Below are 18,682 nucleotides of genomic sequence, written 5' to 3'. Positions count from 1 at the left end.
GCCCAAGTTTTACACCGATTTTTGTTATCTTTGTAAGGTGGAGATTGTGCACTCATCTTTTGCCATCTTTACTAAAGCATCTACAACAGGAACATCATGCAAAACGAATTATTATCTTGTGCCATCAGGGCAGCCCTGCTTGCCGGAAAGGACATTCTGAACATTTACGATGACCCCAAGGCAGATTTCGCCATCGAACGCAAAGCGGACAATTCCCCGCTGACCATAGCTGACAAACGTTCTCATGCCCGTATCATGGACGAATTGGATGCCACGTCCATTCCCGTATTGAGCGAGGAAGGCCGGTTGACCGACTATGACAAACGAAAAGGATGGAAAACCTTATGGGTGGTAGACCCATTGGACGGCACAAAAGAATTTATCAAACGAAACGGAGAATTCACGGTCAATATTGCACTGGTAGAAAACGGCATCCCCGTATTGGGGGTAATTTACGTACCGGTCAGCCGTACGCTCTATTTCTCGGAAGACAGCATCGGGGCTTACAGGATAGAAGATATTGATACCCGTTCCGCCGGCCTTTCTCCCGACGATTTGATGGAACAGGCAGACCGGTTGCCTTTGGAACAGGCCGACACGAAAGGCTTTGTGGTCGTAGCCTCCCGTTCCCATCTTTCCCCTGAGACGGAGGAATACATCCGTAAGCTGGAAAGCGAATATGGACATGTAAACCTTATCTCTTGCGGAAGTTCACTCAAAATATGCAGGGTGGCAGAAGGCTCGGCAGACATCTATCCGCGTTTTGCCCCCACAATGGAATGGGATACGGCAGCCGGACATGCCATTGTAAGGGCTTCCGGAAAAAATATATACCTAACGGATGAAAGGACACCGTTACATTACAACAAGGAAAACTTATTAAACCCATGGTTCATCGTGAAATAACGGAAAAGAGGCGTTAAATCCGCCTCTTTTAGCCGTTTTACAATAAGTATACCAAAATCTCACAAAGCCAAGGAACGTTCACGATATTCCTTCGGAGACACGCCTACGTATTGCTTGAAATACTTTCCGAAAAACGATTGCGTACAAAAATTCAACCTGACAGCAATTTCCTTAATGCTCAACTCCGAACACTCCAATAGCTGTTTGGCTTCTGAAATCACCATCTGTATGATCCATTGCAAAACACTACGCCCGGACTTTTCTTTCACAACCGAAGAAAAGTAACGTGCCGAAAGGTTCTGTCTTTCCGCATAGAAAAGGACTTCGCGCTCTGCCCGGTAATGATTGAACAAATCCACAATGAAACGTTGAAAAATAATATCTTTCTGTGTCCGTTGTACAGGATGCATCGGCCGGTTGGTATAGTATATCATCAGCAATTCATAAAATAATGCTTGACCACCGGCCTTAATCAACTCGACTTTCAAGGAACGGCATTTGGAACTGCCCACTTGCCCGTCTCCTTCTTTTATCCTACGCATATAAAGTTCCAAAAGTTTATCCACATACCGACACTGCGCATCTGTCAGCGTAATACAAGGATGGTCGCGCATGAACAAAATGTCCTGCACATTCAACACTTTGTTACTGATAGGCAAAATATAATCCACGTCCACCTCTACCACTACACCGTCTATTTCTCCACCGACCCGCAATACGCGTACCAAAGCCGAAGCCACATAAAAACAAATATCTCCCGGCTTTATTATATAAGGTGTATTGTCTATTTCCAATTCCACTTCTCCCGCACGACAAAAGAACACACCACATCGATCAAGCGTGGAACGCAAACGCCCCCACTGAGAACCATATATTTTCCAATCGGACAAACGGCTTACCCGTATAGGAATCATAGCTTGCTCCATCCTTAATTATTAATAAAACTGTTCATTGGAACAAAATAAATATAATTCTGAAAAACTTTAGTCACATCGGTAGTTAAAAACATACAAATCAGACAAAAAATAAGCCCTTTAGAACTTTCAAATATCCGACAAACCAGATATATTTGCATATAGAACCAAAGAATTATTTTTATGAAGAAGTTTAATGTTATCATAGGAGGATTTATCCTTTTTTTATTCACAGCCTGCTCACAAACGCGACAGGAAAGCAGCCGTCGGCAAACTGTCAAAACAGACACCGTGATTTCCGCTGCCGAACAGAGCATCCTTCAATACCCGGGTAAAGTAAAGGCTGCGGAAGATGCCAACCTGTCATTCAGGGTCAGCGGAACCATTCGTAAAATATATGTAAAGGACGGAACACGGGTACGAAAAGGGCAACTTCTGGCAGACCTCGACCCCACGGATTACCAAATACAACTGGATGCCACGGAAGCTGAATACCTACAAGTGAAGAGTGAGGCTGAACGGGTCATGGCCTTATATAAAGACGGAGGCACCACACCGGCAGCCAACGACAAAGCAGAATATGGATTGAAACAAATCACAGCCAAATACAACCATCATAAGGACCAACTATCCTATACCCGGTTGTATGCCCCCTTTGACGGTTACATCGACAAGCACCTGTTTGAACCTCATGAAACAGTGGGAGCCGGTATGCCCGTACTCACCATGATGAGCAGCGAACGTCCGGAAGTGGAAATCAATCTGCCTGCAGCCGAATACATACGACGCGGGCAATTCAAAGAATACTATTGCACTTTCGACATTTATCCAGGCAAGCACCATACCCTACGACCGCTCTATGTCATCCCGAGAGCCAATGCCAACCAATTATACACCATGCGTTTGAAATGGGAAAACACTTCTCTCCCCCAACCCTCTCCTGGCATGAACACAATGGTGACCATCCTATGCGACACCACGGAAAAAGCTCCAATGACAATCCCTGCAAATGCCATATTGCACGAAAATGGAAAAACAAGCGTTTTCCTTTATGAGACGGCACAAAAGAAAGTACGTAAATGTAATATCATCCTCATCGGACTGCATACCGACGGAAAAGCCACAGTCACTTCAGCGCAAATCAAACCTGGAGACCTCATCGTCTCTTCCGGTATCCATCATATTCAAGACGGGGAAACTGTAACTCCACTGTCGGCCACAAGTAAAACCAATATCGGAGGATTGTTATGACAGACATCAGCAAATGGGCTTTCAAAAACCGTAACCTGGTTTATTTCTTCATTGCGGTACTCATAGCAGGCGGCGCATGGTCGTGTTACGAGATGAGCAAACTGGAGGATCCTGAAATTAAAGTCAAAACGGCCATGATTGTCACCACCTACCCCGGAGCCTCTGCTCATCAGGTCGAGCTAGAAGTGACAGACGTATTGGAAAAAAGCATCCGCAACATGGGCGGCATCGACTATATCGAAAGCTACTCTTACAACGACCTTTCACTTATTCAAGTGGAATTGCTGACCACCGTCAAGGATGACGATGTGGAACAGTATTGGGACCTTCTCAGACGCAAAGTAGAAGACGTACGGAATACGTTGCCCGCCGGAGCCTCCGCACCGATAGTAAAAGATGATTTCGGGAATGTATACGGCATGTTTTATGCCCTCACCGGAGACGGTCTGAGCGATCGCGAGCTGTCCGACTATGCAGAACTCATCAAACGGGAACTCGCTGTACTGAAAGGGATTGAACGTGTGGAACTATATGGCAAACGGCCGGAATGTATCAACATATCCCTGCTGCAAGACCGCATGGCCAACCTCGGTGTAAAACCGGCTGAAGTACTGGCAACCTTGAACGGACAGAACCAAACCACTTATACTGGATATTACGAAAATGGAGACAACCGTATCCGTGTTACGGTAAACAACAAGTTCCAAACCGTGGAAGACATCGGCAACATGCTCATACAAGGACATGACGACGACCAACTTCGCCTACGCGACATTGCCCGAATCGAAAAAGATTACGAATCACCCACGCGGAATGAGATGTTCTACGACGGCGAACGCGCCATCGGCATCCTGATAGCTGCATCCACGGGATCGGATATCGTCAAAGTGGGAAGTGCCGTCGAAAAGAAACTGTCCCAACTAAAGGACAAACGCTTGCCTGTTGGAGTTGACTACCATAAAGTATTCTATCAACCGGAACGTGTCGGAGATTCTTTAGGAACCTTCGTCATCAACCTGATTGAATCTGTCATTATCGTGGTGTTCATCCTCATGCTGACCATGGGATTCAAAAGCGGATTGATTATCGGAATCAGCTTAGTCGTCACTGTGTTTGGTTCCTTCTTATTTCTGGAAACCATGGACGGCACCATGCAACGTGTGTCATTAGCAGCATTCGTATTGGCGATGGGAATGCTTGTAGACAATGCCATCGTCATCGTAGACGGCATCCTGGTGGACCTGAAGGCCGGGAAAAACAGGATGGAAGCCATGACAGCCATCGGACGGCAAACAGCAATGCCTCTATTAGGAGCTACACTGATAGCCATTATCGCTTTCCTTCCCATCTTCATGTCTCCTGACACGGCAGGTGTCTACACGCGGGACTTATTTATCGTTTTGGCCGTATCCTTATTATTAAGTTGGGTATTGGCCCTGACGCATGTGCCCTTAATGGCCGAACGCCGTCTTCATCCGGAAGCAGATCAAAACGTTTCCGGCAAACGGGTTTACAAGGGTTGGCCGTATGCCCTTCTGCGTAAGTCACTCTCTTTCGGCCTGCGCCACCGTTGGAGTTTTGTGCTGTCCATGGTTGCCTTATTAGGATTGTCAGCCTGGGGCTACGGTTACATGCGGCAAGGTTTCTTCCCCGACATGGTGTACAATCAAATGTATATGGAATACAAATTACCGGAAGGTACCAACTCATCCCGCGTGGCACATGACCTGGAAGAGATAGAAGCCTACCTGAAAAGCCGTAAGGAAATCACGCACGTAACCCGTTCAGTAGGAGGAACTCCCGGCCGTTATAATTTGGTGCGCAGCATTGCCAACCCCTCATTGTCGTACGGAGAACTGATTATCGATTTCACCTCACCGGAAGAGTTGGAAAATCACATGGACGAGATTCAAGACTACTTGACGGCCCATTATCCTGACGCTTACGTCAAGATGAAACGCTACAATCTGATGTTCAAGAAGTACCCCATCGAAGCACAATTCCTGGGGCCGGATCCAGCCGTGCTCCACAGGCTGGCCGACAGTGCACGGGTCATCATGGAAAAAAGTCCGGAGATAAGACTTATCACCACCAACTGGGATCCGCAAATACCAGTACTCACGGTTGAATACGACCAACCGGCTGCACGTACATTGGGGTTAAGCCGGAATGATGTCAGCATGTCGTTGCTTACAGCGACCAGCGGCATTCCCATCGGTTCGTTCTATCAAGGTATTCATCGGGACAACATTTACCTACGTTGCCTAAACGAAAAAGGCACCCCCATAGAAGACCTGAACAACGCCCAGGTGTTTTCTTCCTTACCTTCGTTGAACGGACTTCTCAACGAGGAAACCATGGTGAAACTGAAATCCGGAACCTTGTCAAAAGAAGAACTTGTGGAAAGTCTGATGGGCAGTACGCCATTAAAGCAAATCAGCAAAAAAGTAGACATACGTTGGGAAGACCCGGTCATACCACGTTACAACGGACAACGCAGCCAAAGCGTGCAATGTTCACCGGCTCCGGGAATAGAAACGGAAAAGGCCTGGCAAAGCATCGCCCCCTTAATAGAACAGATTGACCTTCCTGAAGGTTATAGTTTGGAATGGCAAGGAGAAAAAGCGGCCAACAACCAGTCCATGGAATACTTGTTCCGTAACTTCCCTTTCGCCATCATCCTCATGATCACCATCCTGATTATGTTATTCAAAGACTACCGGAAACCGCTTATCATCTTCTGCTGCCTGCCATTCATATTAGTCGGTGTCGTAGCGGTCATGCTCATGACCGGAAAGACTTTCAACTTTGTAGCCATCGTAGGAACCTTGGGACTTATCGGCATGCTTATTAAAAACGGCATCGTACTGATGGACGAAATCACATTGCAGCTCAACCGGGGGGTAGAACCCATCACAGCCCTCATCGACAGTGCACAAAGCCGGTTGCGACCGGTCATGATGGCTTCGCTTACCACGATTCTGGGTATGATTCCCCTGTTGACGGATTCCATGTTCGGCTCATTGGCAGCTTCCATTATGGGCGGCCTGCTGTTCGGCACACTCATTACCCTCTTATTTATTCCGGTACTTTATGCCTTATTCTTCCACATCAAACAGACCGAAGCATGAAAAAGATTATCATTTCTATCCTATATATAACATGTCTCATCCCCCAACCGCGTGCACAAGAGACATTAAGCCTGAAACAATGCAGGGAAATGGCTTTGACCCATAACAAAGAAATGGCAGCTTCTTTCCGGCAGACGGAGAGTGCACGCTACACGATGAAAAGTTATAAAGGAAATTTCTTTCCCAATTTGACAGCCAACGCTACCGGGCTGTATAGCACCGCCGACGGCGGATACAGTTCCGGAAGTGGCCAACTCCCCATCTTCTCTGCCACGGGACAACTCCAACAATTCGCCTTCTTCCCGGGTATAAGCCTCGACTATGAAATCGGACCGATGTTCCTGGGCGGCATACAATTGGAACAACCGCTCTACATGGGTGGGAAAATCCAAGCAGCCTACCGGATGGCCGTTTTGGGCAACGAAATGGCACAAATCAACGAAACACTGACGGCCACCCAAGTCATCGTGAAGACAGATGATGCTTACGCCTTGATGGTAAAAGCACAAGAGATGAAAAAAGTGGCAGAAAAATACCAAACTGTCCTCACAGAACTTTTAAACAATGTAGAAAGCGCACACCGTCACGGCCTGAAACCACGTAACGACGTACTCAAAGTCCAAGTCAAACTCAACGAAAGCGAACTCGCCGTCCGCAAAGCCGATAACGCCCTCCGGTTGGCTGCCATGAACCTCTGCCATCTGATAGGCAAACCGTTGGATTCCCCAATCCGTATCTCAGAAGATTTCCCTGAGATTGAGCAACAGATGGACATACAAATCTCCGACATCTCTGCACGCCCGGAATATGCACTGCTCGACAAACAGGAAGACATGGCACGTCAACAAATCAAGCTGAACCGCAGCGAGTTGATGCCGAAAGTCGGATTGCAAGGCGCATTCAACTACATGCACGGCTTTGAACTGAACGATGAAACTTTTTTCAAAGACGGCAGTTTTTCCGTCTTGCTGAACGTGAGCCTGCCCTTGTATCATTTTGGTGAACGTTCCAACAAAGTCCGGGCTGCCAAAGCCAAACTGGAACAGACACTGTTGGAAAAAGAAAACCTGAACGAACAAATGCTTCTCGAACTGACGCAGGCGGCACACAACTTAGACGAGGCCAAAATGGAATGCCAGATTGCGGACCGCTCTTTGGAGCAGGCAGAAGAAAACCGGAAAGTAAGCCATAGCCAATATACTGTCGGCTTGGAATCCTTGTCCGACCATTTGGAGGCACAAGCCCTCTGGCAGCAAGCATACGAAACCCAAGTAAACGCCCACTACCAACTGTACCTGAGTTACGTCAAGTACAAGAAAGCAGCGGGTACATTATACCCACACTAATTCAATAAATTATGTACAAATCAGAAATTGGGACCAATGCCGGAAAAATCTGGCGCATCCTGAAAGAAACGCGTGAAATCACCCTGCAAGACCTGGCAGGGAAGTTAGGACTTAGTGTAGAAGACACGGCACTGGCCGTCGGTTGGTTGGCCCGTGAAAACAACATCTTCATTCAGAAAAAGGACTCTACATTCTGGGTATCGGACGAAGAAGAAGACATCATGTTCAAATTCGGATAAATACCCGACCCGCCTTTAAACTAAAAACGCCGATGCCATAAATACAAGCATCGGCGTTTTTTCCACCGTGCAAAACATTCCCCATCTTCCATCCCCAACCATAGAATTTTTCATTTTCCAAACCGCTTCGGATATAAGATTCCCGATTGGGCAGAAAAGCTCCTCCTACGGGGTTGGGAGGATACAATGGTGGGCCACATGCACGGCATTTTCCAATCTGACAATAGTGTCAAACCTGACTATCAGCAGGAATGCGACATCATGAAGAGGTATTTTATCTTGCCTTTCCATGCTTGGTTTACTTTAAGCGCATGACATTATAGTGTTTCAGGTTCTCTCTGGTTTTCGTAAAAATCCGGATAATATAGAACAACGGGGCATGTTTGAACTCCTCGAAATCCGTCGACTTCAACAGTTCCACTTTCAAGATAAAATCCTTGTCGAACTTGTAAGAAGACAAATCATTCATCAGGAAAAACTTGTTGGCCATATACATGCAAGGCGTGTCCTCCATCTGAGGGAAATAAGTCTTTCGTATGTCATCCAAAGAAAGGAGTTCCACTTTCTTTCCAAATGACGTGCAAGCAAAACGGGTATAATCCATACCATTAATCCGTACCGGATTCTTATGGAAATCCTTTTGCGTCACTACGATCGAATCATTTTCCGTCTTTATTCCCTTTATGGTCAAAGGGCCGCCACTCACAATGTTGAACGTACGTAAAGAATCCATATTCACCCCTATCAGACTCTTTACAAACACTCCGTCCACTAAAGCACCGATAGCACTCTTGTTAAAATCCTCGGTGGACAATTCGTTCAAGAAACCATTTTGGTCCGTTTTTGAATCTACACATGCCGGAGGAAGTTGAGTCCTGGCGACAGAATAAGACGGAAACCAACAAAAGAAAACACCAACAATGATGCCACAAGGGAAAAAACTATTTTTCATAACCCATCTTTTTATACATCCTACTCCTATTTTAATCCGCAAAATCACCCGATGCGCCCCGGATTGTGATTAGATATCACGTCCGTAAAAACCCTAATAATGGTAAAGGGAGATTGGCCTTCAAAAATTTCACATTCCGAAGAGGGCAATGCCTCCACTTTCAATATGAAATCCTTATCCAATCTATAAGACTCCCAATCCTTTGTGATAAAGTATTTATTAACCATATACAGGCACTTTCCTCGAACCTTCGGGAAATACTGTTTCTTTATTTCCTCCAAAGTTACCCATTCAGACTTCTTTTCTTGTACATAATTTACAATATCAGAATATGGAACCCCATTTATAACGACCGGATTCTTTTCACTCGGAGCCGCCTCTACCACAATAGAGTCCAATCCGTTTTCCCCCACTCCTTTTATGGTAAAGGGTACGGGTGGCCTTTGGCAAAGATGTCCCACGGAACGGAAATCGATGCCGATGTCACTTTTCACAAAGAAACCGTTTACCATGACTCCACACGTATTCCCATTAAATTCCAAGTCCGTGCGGTTATCACTATAATAACCGGGCTTCTCGTCATGCGTTATATTGGCTACGGCGTGATTGGCCAAAGCTCCCAACCCAAGGGTCATATTGACTAACAGTAAAATCCTTTTCATATTTTCAGTTCAATTTATCACATTAAGTTAATATAAGGAACCAACTTCTCACTTCAACTTCACAAAGTCAACAAAGAATAAAACATATTCTACCACTTACCTGCAAAATATGGAAAAAATTTCGATTTTTACAATACCAATAACGAAAGCCCACAATATTTAACTTCTGTTTAGTTCATTGCAATTTTTTGACATAAAATATAAATGATAAAAAACAAGATGAAAAGAAATTTGCATTGACAGATGTAGACCCAATAGCATACAAAACCGCCCATACATTTTGCGCCAAACGATTTCTCGTTCTAAGCCAAACGATTCTTCAATCTGCTGAGAACGGTTTCCGGACATGCCGACATCCGTTTTACAAGCCTTGTCGTGGTGAATATCGGGTAAAAAGGAGGTGTGAATGTTTTCCGGAGGGTATTCTCAGCTCCCACTCCTCCTACAAACGGATTTTCACCCGGAAAGGTTCGCATCCTTCATACACCCTCTGTACCAATGCTTTAAGGTGAACTTTCTGACTTTACATCCTTCACCGGGATTTCACCGGAAAATGAGGAAACAGCATACTGGCTCCGATTTACAAATGTAAATCACCTGGTAATCAATAGGGTTACGGTGAAGGACTTGACAAGGGCTTTTCCATTTCGTATATTTGCAAACGAGAAAACACCGAAAACACAAAGCATAATGGACTTCAAGAAAATCGCGCATGCCGCCGTCTGCCGGTGGAATGAAAAACGGCATGCGGACAAAACGGCGGACACCCGTCGTACCAACTTACCGGAAACCGGAAACTCCACTGCCCCACAAGACAATACCCTTCCCGAAACAACGGGGGCCATCCTCCGGGTAGCGGAAACCGCACCCGCTGTCCGTGAGACGGCATCCCTAAAAGCCGCCAACCTCGAATCCGCCCTCGGCAGCTTCCTCGCCGGACGATACGGGTTCCGCTTCAACGTGCTCACCGGAGCCACGGAATTCCGCTGCCTGCCTGATAAGGAAAACGGCACCTTCCGGCCCGTCACGGAACGGGACCTGAACGCCGTCTGCCTCGAAGCGCACCGACACGGCATCGACTGTTGGGACCGCGACGTGGCACGCATGGTGCACTCCGCAGACGTACCGGAATACCATCCCTTCCGGCAGTATTTCCAACGGCTACCGGCATGGGACGGGCGCGACCGGCTGCACGACCTGGCCGCCCGCGTGTCGGACAACCCCTTGTGGATACAAGCCTTCCACCGGTGGATGCTCGGGTTGGCCGCGCAATGGGCAGGTCTCTCCGACGGGCTGCACGCACACAGCACCGCGCCCCTGCTCGTCAGCGACGAACAGGGACTCGGGAAGTCCACCTTCTGCCGCGCCCTGCTGCCACCGCAGTTGCAGGCCTACTACAACGACAGCGTCGACCTCGCACGCCCCGACAAGGTGGAACGGCAGCTCACCGAGATGGGGCTGCTGAACCTCGACGAGTTCGACCGCATACCCGAGAAGAAGCACCCGCTCCTGAAAAACCTCATGCAGCTCTCCGCACTCAACCTGCGCAAGGCGTACCAAAGGCATGGCCAAGCCCTGCCGCGCATCGCCTCCTTCATCGGCACCTCCAACTCGCGCGAACTGCTTTCCGATCCTTCGGGAAGCCGCAGGTTCATCTGCGTGCTCGTGGAGCATCCCATCGACTGCACGGGCATCGACCATGCGCAAATCTACGCCCAACTGAAAGCGGAATTGGAAAACGGGGAACGGTACTGGTTCAGCCACGGGGAAGAGAACGCCCTGCGGTTGCACAATGCGGCTTTCTACCGCATCTGCCCGGCCGGGGAGGTGTTGCGCCGTTACTATCGTGCGGCTCAGCCGGGCGAGAAGGTACGCCCGCTTTCGCTGCCCGAAATATTCGCACGGTTGCGACGGTTGGAACCCGGGGCGATGGCAGGCGTGACGCTGCCGAAACTTGCCCAGGCCCTCGTGGCCGAAGGGGTGCAGAAAGTGCATACGCATTATGGGAACCGGTACCGCGTGGCGGAAATATGAACTTATATCCCCACAACCTAAAAAACATGCCTTTTCGTACATTCATAACAATTATTTGTCGTACCTTTGCGCGAAAGACCTACAAAATGTTTATAACCAAACCCATATAAATTTATGTTCAAGGAAAACAAAGGAGAAGTCCTGCACGGAATTTTGCTTATCGTATTATTTTCGTTTTCTGCCTTTTACATCGCAGAATTCGAGTTCGTCAAACAGCTTTCCTTCAGCCCGCTGATTGTCGGTATCATCTTAGGCATGCTATACGCCAACAGCTTACGCAACAAACTGCCCGAAACATGGGTTCCGGGAATCAAGTTCTGTTCCAAACAAATCTTGCGCACAGGTGTAGTACTCTATGGCTTCAAGCTGACTTTCCAACAGGTACTGGCCATAGGACTTCCGGCCATTACGGCCGACTTGATTATCGTCGCCGGTACATTGGCTTTAGGTATATTAATGGGAAAATTACTCAAAGTAGACAGCCAGACAGCCTTAATGACCTCTACAGGCAGTGCCATCTGCGGGGCTGCAGCCGTGTTGGGAGCCGAACCGGTCGTGCGCTGCGAAGCCCACAAGACAGCGGTTGCCGTATCCACCGTGGTGATATTCGGGACGCTTTCCATGTTCCTCTACCCCATCATGTACCGTGCCGGATGGTTGGACGGCTTGAGCGACCAAGCCATAGCCGTATACATAGGTTCGACCCTGCACGAAGTCGCCCATGTAGTCGGAGCAGGTAACGCCATCGATGCTGCGGGAGGCAACGTGGCAGATGCCGCCACCATCACCAAAATGATACGCGTCATGCTGTTGGCACCCGTTTTGGTTATCATGAGTGTATGCCTCTCCGGAAAACAAAAAAATAAAGGCATAACCGGAAAGAGTAAAATCACAATACCTTGGTTCGCTTTTTATTTTTTGGTCGTCATCGGTATTAATTCCCTGTTACAATCCGCCACTTTCATTCCTCAGGAAACTTTGCAGGCAGGTATAGGGTTCATCAATAACGTGGACACGTTCTTACTTACCATGGCCATGACGGCGCTCGGTGCAGAAACCAGCATAGACAAATTCAAACAAGCCGGAGCCAAACCTTTCTATCTGGCCGGCATCCTCTATGTCTGGCTGGTATTCGGTGGATATGCCATTGTAAAATTGTTGTTCTGAAAAGAATTCGGACATCTGAAAATCCCCATGGTCCTAACCGGCCATGGGGATTTTCAGATATGTTCCGTCTCTTATTGGAAGAAAGGAAACAGTAAATCGGGGATCTCTATCCCATGCTTTCTGATGTCTTCCAACCTTTCCTTGGCTTTATCAGTCAGGGTAAAAAACATCTGGCGTTTGTCTTTCTCTCCCAAGGATCGAACTAACAAGCCCTTTTCTTCTACCGAACGTATCACTTTGGAAGCATGCGAGGCCGTCAGCCCCGTACGTTCCACGACCGCCCCTGCCATCACGGTTTCTTCCCCAACGCTACACAGGACCATCGCTTCATTCAATGATAAACCGTATGTTTCCGACAAACGGGTTTCCAACAAAGCAAGAGAACGGTAAAGGTCCCTCATGACACAAATACATTTGATTTTTTCCATCGCGCCGTTAGATAAACAAGTTTACATTAGCCTCTTCGGCACGCCCCATATACGTAGCCACTCCGCCAATCGTCACATGGTCCAACAACTCTTCCTTTTTCACCCCCATCACATCCATGGACATTTGGCAGACTATAAACTCCACTCCGTTTTCAATGGCCTGGCGGCGTAATGATTCTAACGAGTCAATGCCTTTACGTTTCATGATATGGCGCATCATCCGTGCTCCCATGCCTCCCATATTCATTTTTGAAAGTTTCAGTTTCATGGAATCGGACGGCAACATCATGCCGAACATCTTTCCCAACCAGTCTTTCTCCACTTTTGGCTTTTCTGTCTTCTTAATGGCATTCAATCCCCAAAAAGTGAAGAAAATGGTCACTTTCTCTCCAGTAGCCGCAGCACCATTAGCCAAAACAAAAGTGGCTAACGCCTTATCCAAATCATCGCTGAACAAGATAAAGGTCTTGCCTTTTGCCGTCGAGTCCGGAAGTGAAACCTCCATCGCACAAGGTGTCGCTTTCTCTACTCTGACTATGTATGTACCATTTTCGGTTTGGGCAGAAACAAAACGGTTTCCTGTCACCCGGCACCAGGCTTCGGCATCACGGGGAAAACCGGCATCCGTGGCACGTATCTCCAAACATTCTCCTGGTCGTAGTTGTTCCATGCTCTTCTTCAATTTCAGAATAGGACCGGGACATTGAATACCACAAGCATCTACCCGGACAATGCGGGCAACCGGCACCTTTTCCTCCTGACTTGCACAACATGTGCCACTTGACTTCTGAACGCAAACGCCTTCAGACGCATCGGGAAGAAGAACCGGATTCACAGCCGCTTTATAGGTCTTAAGCCCTCCTATCAGATTCCTCACGTCATAGCCGTTTTCTCTCAGGATATTAGAAGCCAGATAACCTCGCAACCCCACACCACAATACACCCACACAGGTTTATCGAGAGGTAACTCTGCCAAACGTTCCCGCATCTCATCCAACGGCACATTCACCGCACCGTCTATCCCTCCCAGTGCATATTCGTCGGGCGTACGCACGTCCACCAATGTCACGCGGTTCAAATCAGCCGTTTTTAAATCCCTCCAATAAAGCGGATTCATTTTCCCGTTCAATATGTTCCCGGCCACATAGCCTGATACCGCCACCGGATCCTTGGCTGATGAAAAAGGTGGAGCGTAAGCGTGCTCCAACTCCATCAAATCGTACACTGTACCTCCGCGCTTAATGACCACAGCGTATTCATCTATCCGTTTATCCACACCGTCATACCCCACGATTTGTGCTCCGTAAAGTTTGCCTCCATCGGGAGAAAACGTAATCTTTATGGCCATCTGCAAGGCTCCGGGATAATATCCGGCATGAGAACCGGAATGTATCGTAGCCGAAAGATAAGGTATCCCCAACTGCAATAAACGTTTGGCCGGAAGACCTGTTGAAGCCACGGTCTGGTCGAACACCTTGGCAATGGCAGTCCCGATGGCTCCCTCGTATCTTGTTTTATTGCCGAACACCATGTTGTCGGCCACGATACGTGCCTGCCGGTTGGCAGGCCCCGCCAAGAAATTCAGCCAAGGCTTACCGGTCAAAGGGTGAGGAAATTCTATCGCATCACCGACCGCATACACCGACTCGTCCGATGTCTGCAGATAGTCATTCACACGGATTCCTTTCATCTCTCCCAGTTCCAAACCTGCAGCGGAGGCTAACGAGGTCTCAGCACGTACCCCAATGGAAAGAATCACCAAATCCGTCTCTATCGTGATACCGGACTTGAACTTTACCGTCACTCCGGAAACGGTTTCCTCAAAAGATTCCACCGCCTGTTCCAAATAAAGCTTCACCCCTTTCTGCAACAGCTGTTCATGTACTAAAGCCGCCATAGAAAAATCTATAGGTCCCATGACCTGGGCCGCCATTTCCACCACGGCCACTTCAGCCACAACATGTTGCAAATTTTCAGCCATTTCCAAACCGATAAAACCGCCACCTACGACAAGTGCACGCCTGACCTGATGTTGCCGCACGTAGTCCTTGATACGGTCGGTGTCTTGTACATTACGCAATGTAAAGATTCCACGGCTGTCGATACCAGGTAAAGGAGGACGTACCGGAGACGCTCCAGGAGAAAGCAAGAGTTTGTCGTAAGCTTCCACATATTCCCGACCGGCCGATGTCCTTACCGTAACTTCTTTCCGGGACACGTCTATTGCCGTCACCTCGGACGCTGTATGGACATCCACACGGAAACGACGGGCAAAAGCCTCCGGAGTTTGTACGAAAAGCCGCTCCCTGTCACTAATCACCCCACCTATGTAATAAGGTAAACCGCAATTGGCATACGATATATATTCTCCTTTTTCAAACAAAATGATTTCCGCTTTCTCCGTATTCCTACGAATCCGGGCAGCCGCAGTCGCACCACCAGCCACTCCTCCTATAATTACATACTTCATATTCTTTCTTATTATTTTGTATTATCATTATTTTCCAATAGAAACTTTTGCAAAGAACGCCTTTAATTTACAATGAAACAAATTTCCAACGGAAAACTTTCCAAGTTTAAGCATTTTTAGAAAACACAAACAAAAGCGATTCACTCCACCTCAAAATCCAGAAATTATCACTATATTTGCAAATGAACCGCAAAACCATGGATATATGACAGACTTTGCCCCCTCCGTATTGCTGATTTATACAGGTGGAACTATCGGAATGATAGAAAACCCGGAAACAGGAGCATTGGAAAGCTTCAACTTCGACCACTTGCTGAACTTTGTTCCGGAGTTGAAACGTTTTAATTATCATATCAACACCTATTCTTTCGATCCCCCCATTGACTCTTCCGACATGGAACCTTACCATTGGGCTAGATTGGCACGAATTGTAGAACGGAATTACGGACAATACGATGGTTTTGTCATCCTGCATGGAACCGACACTATGGCTTATACAGCTTCTGCATTGAGTTTCATGTTGGAAAACCTGTCTAAACCGGTTGTCTTGACCGGTTCACAACTTCCGATGGGCATGTTGCGGACAGACGGCAAAGAAAACCTGATTACCGCCATCGAGATTGCTGCAGCCAAACATCCGGACGGTACGGCCATGGTGCCGGAAGTCTGTATCTATTTCGAAAGAGACCTGATGAGGGGCAACCGTACCACGAAAATCAATGCAGAAAAATTCAATGCTTTCAAGTCGTATAATTATCCGTGCCTGGGGCATAGTGCCATCGACATCAAAATCAAACCGGAACGCATACGCCGGCCTGACCCGTCCCGTCCCCTGAAAGCACACTACTTGTTCGATACCAATGTAGTGGTTCTCACACTTTTTCCCGGAATACAAGAAAGCATTATTACTTCAGTCTTCAACATCAAAGGATTGAAAGCCGTAGTCATGAAGACCTTCGGTTCGGGCAACGCCCCACAGAAGCCGTGGTTTATCAAACTCATCAAGGAAGCCGCAGCACGTAACATCATCATTATCAACATAACCCAATGCCAGTCGGGAAGTGTGGAGATGGAACGTTATGAAACAGGACGCCAGTTACTGGAAGCCGGGGTTATCAGCGGATATGACAGCACCCCGGAATGTGCATTGACCAAATTGATGTTCCTTTTGGGACATGACCTGCCCTCCGAAAAAGTCAGGCACCTCATGAATACCAGTCTGGCCGGTGAAATTACATTGGAATAATATGACAAATATACAATCATGGAAGGACTAATCATAGGATTATTATTACCTTTTGCCGGTACAACCTTAGGTGCCGCCTGTGTTTTTCTGATGAAGAAGCAAATGCCGGATTTAGTACAGAAAACCTTATTGGGATTCGCTTCCGGTGTCATGGTGGCGGCTTCCGTATGGTCGCTGCTGATACCTTCCATAGAAATGAGCGGCACGGAAGATGCTACCCGGGTCGTCCCGGCCGTAAGCGGTTTCATAGCAGGTATTGCATTTCTCTTGCTGATGGACCGGATCACCCCGCACCTCCATTTAGGCAGCCCCTCACCCGAAGGACCGCACAGCAAATTGTCACGGACAAGCATGTTGGTATTGGCCGTCACATTACACAATATTCCGGAGGGAATGGCCGTAGGAGTAGCATTGGCCGCCGCCATGGAACACAGCACTTATCTTCCCATGGCCGGTGCATTGGCTTTATCTTTGGGAATCGCCATACAGAATTTTCCGGAAGGTGCCATCGTCTCCATGCCCCTGCGTAGTGAGGGAAACAGCAGATTGCGCGCTTTCGGCATCGGCACATTAAGCGGCGTCGTAGAACCAATCGGAGCTATCCTGACGATTCTGTTGGCGGCCTACATTACCCCCATATTGCCCTATTTGCTGTCGTTTGCCGCTGGCGCAATGATTTACGTGGTCGTAGAGGAGTTGATTCCGGAAGCTTCCCAAGGCAAACATTCCAATGTAGGGACAATCGGCTTTGCCATGGGTTTCGTACTAATGATGATTCTGGATGTCGTATTAGGATAAATGTCTGGAACGATACTCTTTAGGCCCGACACCAAAATGCTTTTTCACATATTTGCCAAAAAAAGAAAGGGAAGGGAAATCCAATTCCACCATAATTTCCTTAATGCTTTTGTTTGAATAAGACAACAAATCCGCGATGTCTTTCGTCACCGCCTTATGAATCAATACAGAAGCCGTGTCGCCACATGTCGCCTTACAAACAGAAGACAAATATTTAGAAGTCACGTTTAACTTCTCTGCATAAAAGGATACGGAACGAGGTTTGGGATACACCGATGTAAGTATATCCAAAAATCCTTTGAACAAGTTATTCCCCTGTGAATAATCAACCGAACCAACAGATATATAACGTCCTATCACACCGTACAACTCACACATAAACGACTTTAACAAACAACGCATGGATTCCTTATACCCCATTTTGTCTTTATCTCCAATTTTAACTGATACTAAAGAGTAATACAAAGATAAACATGTATACTCCATATCCGTAAGCGACAACACCGGATGAGCCATCAAAAATGAGACTACATCCCAATTATAAGAAGAGAATGAAATGCTCTTTTGAAATAAAGAACGAGAAATGCACAGGCTATTTACAGACAAATTCTTCGTTTCCCCCCGTCGCTCCAAGACGTAATTAGGTAAAGACATAATTATATCGCGTGCCTGTACCCTGTAATTTTTTCCATTGATGGTACATTCCGCTTCCCCTGAAATAATAATAGTAATAATCACCCATTCCACTTTTATTTTATCAGAGACCGAATGGGAAAAACTCTTCACTGCTGTTAGACCATCATACGAGAATACATCCTTTTTTCGCAATATCACAAAATCATCATTCACCAACAATAATCCTTCTTCCATTTTCTTTTTTTTTCAAATTGCAAAATAAATATCTTCATGTTTATAAACTGACCTGATTCTTCGCAAAGAGTGTTCTGAATAACATTAAAACTATCCTAAAACAGACTTATATTCCTCTATGTAGAGGGGGATGGCTAACCTCCACGCCAGTATTCCTCCGTACTAAAAACATCCTATCCTTATACGGACAGCCAGGCCAGAAAAGAACCGAGTAAAGAATATCTTATGCCGCTTTTTCTTAACTTTGCACCCGCTAACCCAAATGAAA

15 protein-coding genes are annotated in these 18,682 nt (G+C 47.1%); 9 read left to right on the top strand and 6 right to left on the bottom strand.

All coding sequences use genetic code 11. From position 1 onward, the window contains the following. The first annotated feature begins 96 nt into the window (after positions 1-96). Entirely contained in the window at positions 97-906 is an 810-nt protein-coding gene (cysQ, locus tag E0E47_RS01120) for a 3'(2'),5'-bisphosphate nucleotidase CysQ (protein WP_008627320.1), read from the top strand. 59 nt (positions 907-965) lie between these two features. Here the strand turns inward: cysQ and E0E47_RS01115 are convergent, their stop codons facing one another. Then, positions 966-1,832 carry a helix-turn-helix domain-containing protein gene (locus E0E47_RS01115; protein WP_130892641.1) on the bottom strand — a complete coding sequence of 289 codons (867 nt, stop codon included), beginning with the start codon at positions 1,830-1,832 and terminating at the stop codon, positions 966-968. Between the two features lie 171 nt (positions 1,833-2,003). Between E0E47_RS01115 and E0E47_RS01105 the strand changes: the two genes are divergently transcribed. From E0E47_RS01105 to E0E47_RS01090, 4 genes are read left to right on the top strand one after another with little or no spacing between them, the layout of a single operon-like run. Then, on the top strand, positions 2,004-3,071 hold the full coding sequence (locus E0E47_RS01105) for an efflux RND transporter periplasmic adaptor subunit (protein WP_130892639.1): 1,068 nt from the start codon (positions 2,004-2,006) through the stop codon (positions 3,069-3,071). Continuing rightward, positions 3,068-6,202, top strand: a complete 3,135-nt coding sequence (locus tag E0E47_RS01100) for an efflux RND transporter permease subunit (RefSeq protein WP_008627306.1) — start codon at positions 3,068-3,070, stop codon at positions 6,200-6,202. Before E0E47_RS01105 ends, E0E47_RS01100 begins: the two co-directional genes overlap by 4 nt. Further along, positions 6,199-7,548: a TolC family protein gene (locus tag E0E47_RS01095; RefSeq protein ID WP_008627297.1), complete on the top strand. Its 1,350-nt coding sequence runs from the start codon at positions 6,199-6,201 to the stop codon at positions 7,546-7,548. Before E0E47_RS01100 ends, E0E47_RS01095 begins: the two co-directional genes overlap by 4 nt. Before the next feature lie 11 nt (positions 7,549-7,559). Further along, positions 7,560-7,787, top strand: coding sequence for a winged helix-turn-helix domain-containing protein (locus E0E47_RS01090; protein WP_130892638.1), 228 nt, complete (start codon positions 7,560-7,562; stop codon positions 7,785-7,787). 298 nt (positions 7,788-8,085) lie between these two features. Here E0E47_RS01090 and E0E47_RS01080 read toward each other — a convergent pair whose 3' ends face one another. Together E0E47_RS01080 and E0E47_RS01075 are read right to left on the bottom strand one after the other, a co-directional pair. Further along, entirely contained in the window at positions 8,086-8,739 is a 654-nt protein-coding gene (locus E0E47_RS01080; RefSeq protein WP_130892637.1) for a hypothetical protein, read from the bottom strand. Positions 8,740-8,783: 44 nt separating this feature from the next. Next, complete coding sequence (locus E0E47_RS01075; protein WP_130892636.1) at positions 8,784-9,401, bottom strand: hypothetical protein; 618 nt, start codon at positions 9,399-9,401, stop codon at positions 8,784-8,786. A gap of 690 nt (positions 9,402-10,091) precedes the next feature. Between E0E47_RS01075 and E0E47_RS01065 the strand changes: the two genes are divergently transcribed. Together E0E47_RS01065 and E0E47_RS01060 are read left to right on the top strand one after the other, a co-directional pair. Next, entirely contained in the window at positions 10,092-11,435 is a 1,344-nt protein-coding gene (locus tag E0E47_RS01065; protein ID WP_130892635.1) for a VapE domain-containing protein, read from the top strand. A 114-nt stretch (positions 11,436-11,549) separates the two neighbouring features. Then, the gene (locus E0E47_RS01060) at positions 11,550-12,602 is read left to right on the top strand and encodes a YeiH family protein (RefSeq protein ID WP_130892634.1); all 1,053 of its coding nucleotides are present in this window, start codon (positions 11,550-11,552) and stop codon (positions 12,600-12,602) included. Positions 12,603-12,673: 71 nt separating this feature from the next. On the opposite strand, the gene E0E47_RS01055 is transcribed toward E0E47_RS01060, so the two are convergent. Beyond that, positions 12,674-13,030 carry a winged helix DNA-binding protein gene (locus E0E47_RS01055; protein WP_130892633.1) on the bottom strand — a complete coding sequence of 119 codons (357 nt, stop codon included), beginning with the start codon at positions 13,028-13,030 and terminating at the stop codon, positions 12,674-12,676. 7 nt (positions 13,031-13,037) lie between these two features. Beyond that, a complete protein-coding gene (locus tag E0E47_RS01050; RefSeq protein WP_130892632.1) occupies positions 13,038-15,500 on the bottom strand; it encodes a DsrE/DsrF/DrsH-like family protein in 2,463 nt (820 codons plus the stop codon). 205 nt (positions 15,501-15,705) lie between these two features. On the opposite strand from E0E47_RS01050, the gene E0E47_RS01045 reads away from it, so the two are divergent. Continuing rightward, on the top strand, positions 15,706-16,746 hold the full coding sequence (locus E0E47_RS01045; protein WP_008624892.1) for an asparaginase: 1,041 nt from the start codon (positions 15,706-15,708) through the stop codon (positions 16,744-16,746). Positions 16,747-16,764: 18 nt separating this feature from the next. Beyond that, complete coding sequence (locus tag E0E47_RS01040) at positions 16,765-17,544, top strand: ZIP family metal transporter (RefSeq protein ID WP_008624891.1); 780 nt, start codon at positions 16,765-16,767, stop codon at positions 17,542-17,544. On the opposite strand, the gene E0E47_RS01035 is transcribed toward E0E47_RS01040, so the two are convergent. Next, positions 17,536-18,414: a helix-turn-helix domain-containing protein gene (locus tag E0E47_RS01035; protein WP_130892631.1), complete on the bottom strand. Its 879-nt coding sequence runs from the start codon at positions 18,412-18,414 to the stop codon at positions 17,536-17,538. The genes E0E47_RS01040 and E0E47_RS01035 overlap by 9 nt on opposite strands. Positions 18,415-18,682: the final 268 nt, after the last annotated feature.

Origin of the sequence: Paraprevotella xylaniphila YIT 11841 (assembly GCF_900683745.1) — a bacterium.
Taxonomy (GTDB): Bacteria; Bacteroidota; Bacteroidia; order Bacteroidales; family Bacteroidaceae; genus Paraprevotella; species Paraprevotella xylaniphila.
This window is presented reverse-complemented; position numbering and strand designations above follow the sequence as displayed.

Bases quoted from the DNA above. Each gene is read 5' to 3' on its own strand.
- E0E47_RS01060 (WP_130892634.1), top strand. From the start codon at position 11,550: ATGTTCAAGGAAAACAAAGGAGAAGTCCTGCACGGAATTTTGCTTATC.
- E0E47_RS01080 (WP_130892637.1), bottom strand. From the start codon at position 8,739: ATGAAAAATAGTTTTTTCCCTTGTGGCATCATTGTTGGTGTTTTCTTT.
- E0E47_RS01105 (WP_130892639.1), top strand. From the start codon at position 2,004: ATGAAGAAGTTTAATGTTATCATAGGAGGATTTATCCTTTTTTTATTC.
- cysQ (WP_008627320.1), top strand. From the start codon at position 97: ATGCAAAACGAATTATTATCTTGTGCCATCAGGGCAGCCCTGCTTGCC.
- E0E47_RS01050 (WP_130892632.1), bottom strand. From the start codon at position 15,500: ATGAAGTATGTAATTATAGGAGGAGTGGCTGGTGGTGCGACTGCGGCT.
- E0E47_RS01040 (WP_008624891.1), top strand. From the start codon at position 16,765: ATGGAAGGACTAATCATAGGATTATTATTACCTTTTGCCGGTACAACC.
- E0E47_RS01100 (WP_008627306.1), top strand. From the start codon at position 3,068: ATGACAGACATCAGCAAATGGGCTTTCAAAAACCGTAACCTGGTTTAT.
- E0E47_RS01065 (WP_130892635.1), top strand. From the start codon at position 10,092: ATGGACTTCAAGAAAATCGCGCATGCCGCCGTCTGCCGGTGGAATGAA.
- E0E47_RS01095 (WP_008627297.1), top strand. From the start codon at position 6,199: ATGAAAAAGATTATCATTTCTATCCTATATATAACATGTCTCATCCCC.
- E0E47_RS01090 (WP_130892638.1), top strand. From the start codon at position 7,560: ATGTACAAATCAGAAATTGGGACCAATGCCGGAAAAATCTGGCGCATC.
- E0E47_RS01035 (WP_130892631.1), bottom strand. From the start codon at position 18,414: ATGGAAGAAGGATTATTGTTGGTGAATGATGATTTTGTGATATTGCGA.
- E0E47_RS01115 (WP_130892641.1), bottom strand. From the start codon at position 1,832: ATGGAGCAAGCTATGATTCCTATACGGGTAAGCCGTTTGTCCGATTGG.
- E0E47_RS01055 (WP_130892633.1), bottom strand. From the start codon at position 13,030: ATGGAAAAAATCAAATGTATTTGTGTCATGAGGGACCTTTACCGTTCT.
- E0E47_RS01075 (WP_130892636.1), bottom strand. From the start codon at position 9,401: ATGAAAAGGATTTTACTGTTAGTCAATATGACCCTTGGGTTGGGAGCT.
- E0E47_RS01045 (WP_008624892.1), top strand. From the start codon at position 15,706: ATGACAGACTTTGCCCCCTCCGTATTGCTGATTTATACAGGTGGAACT.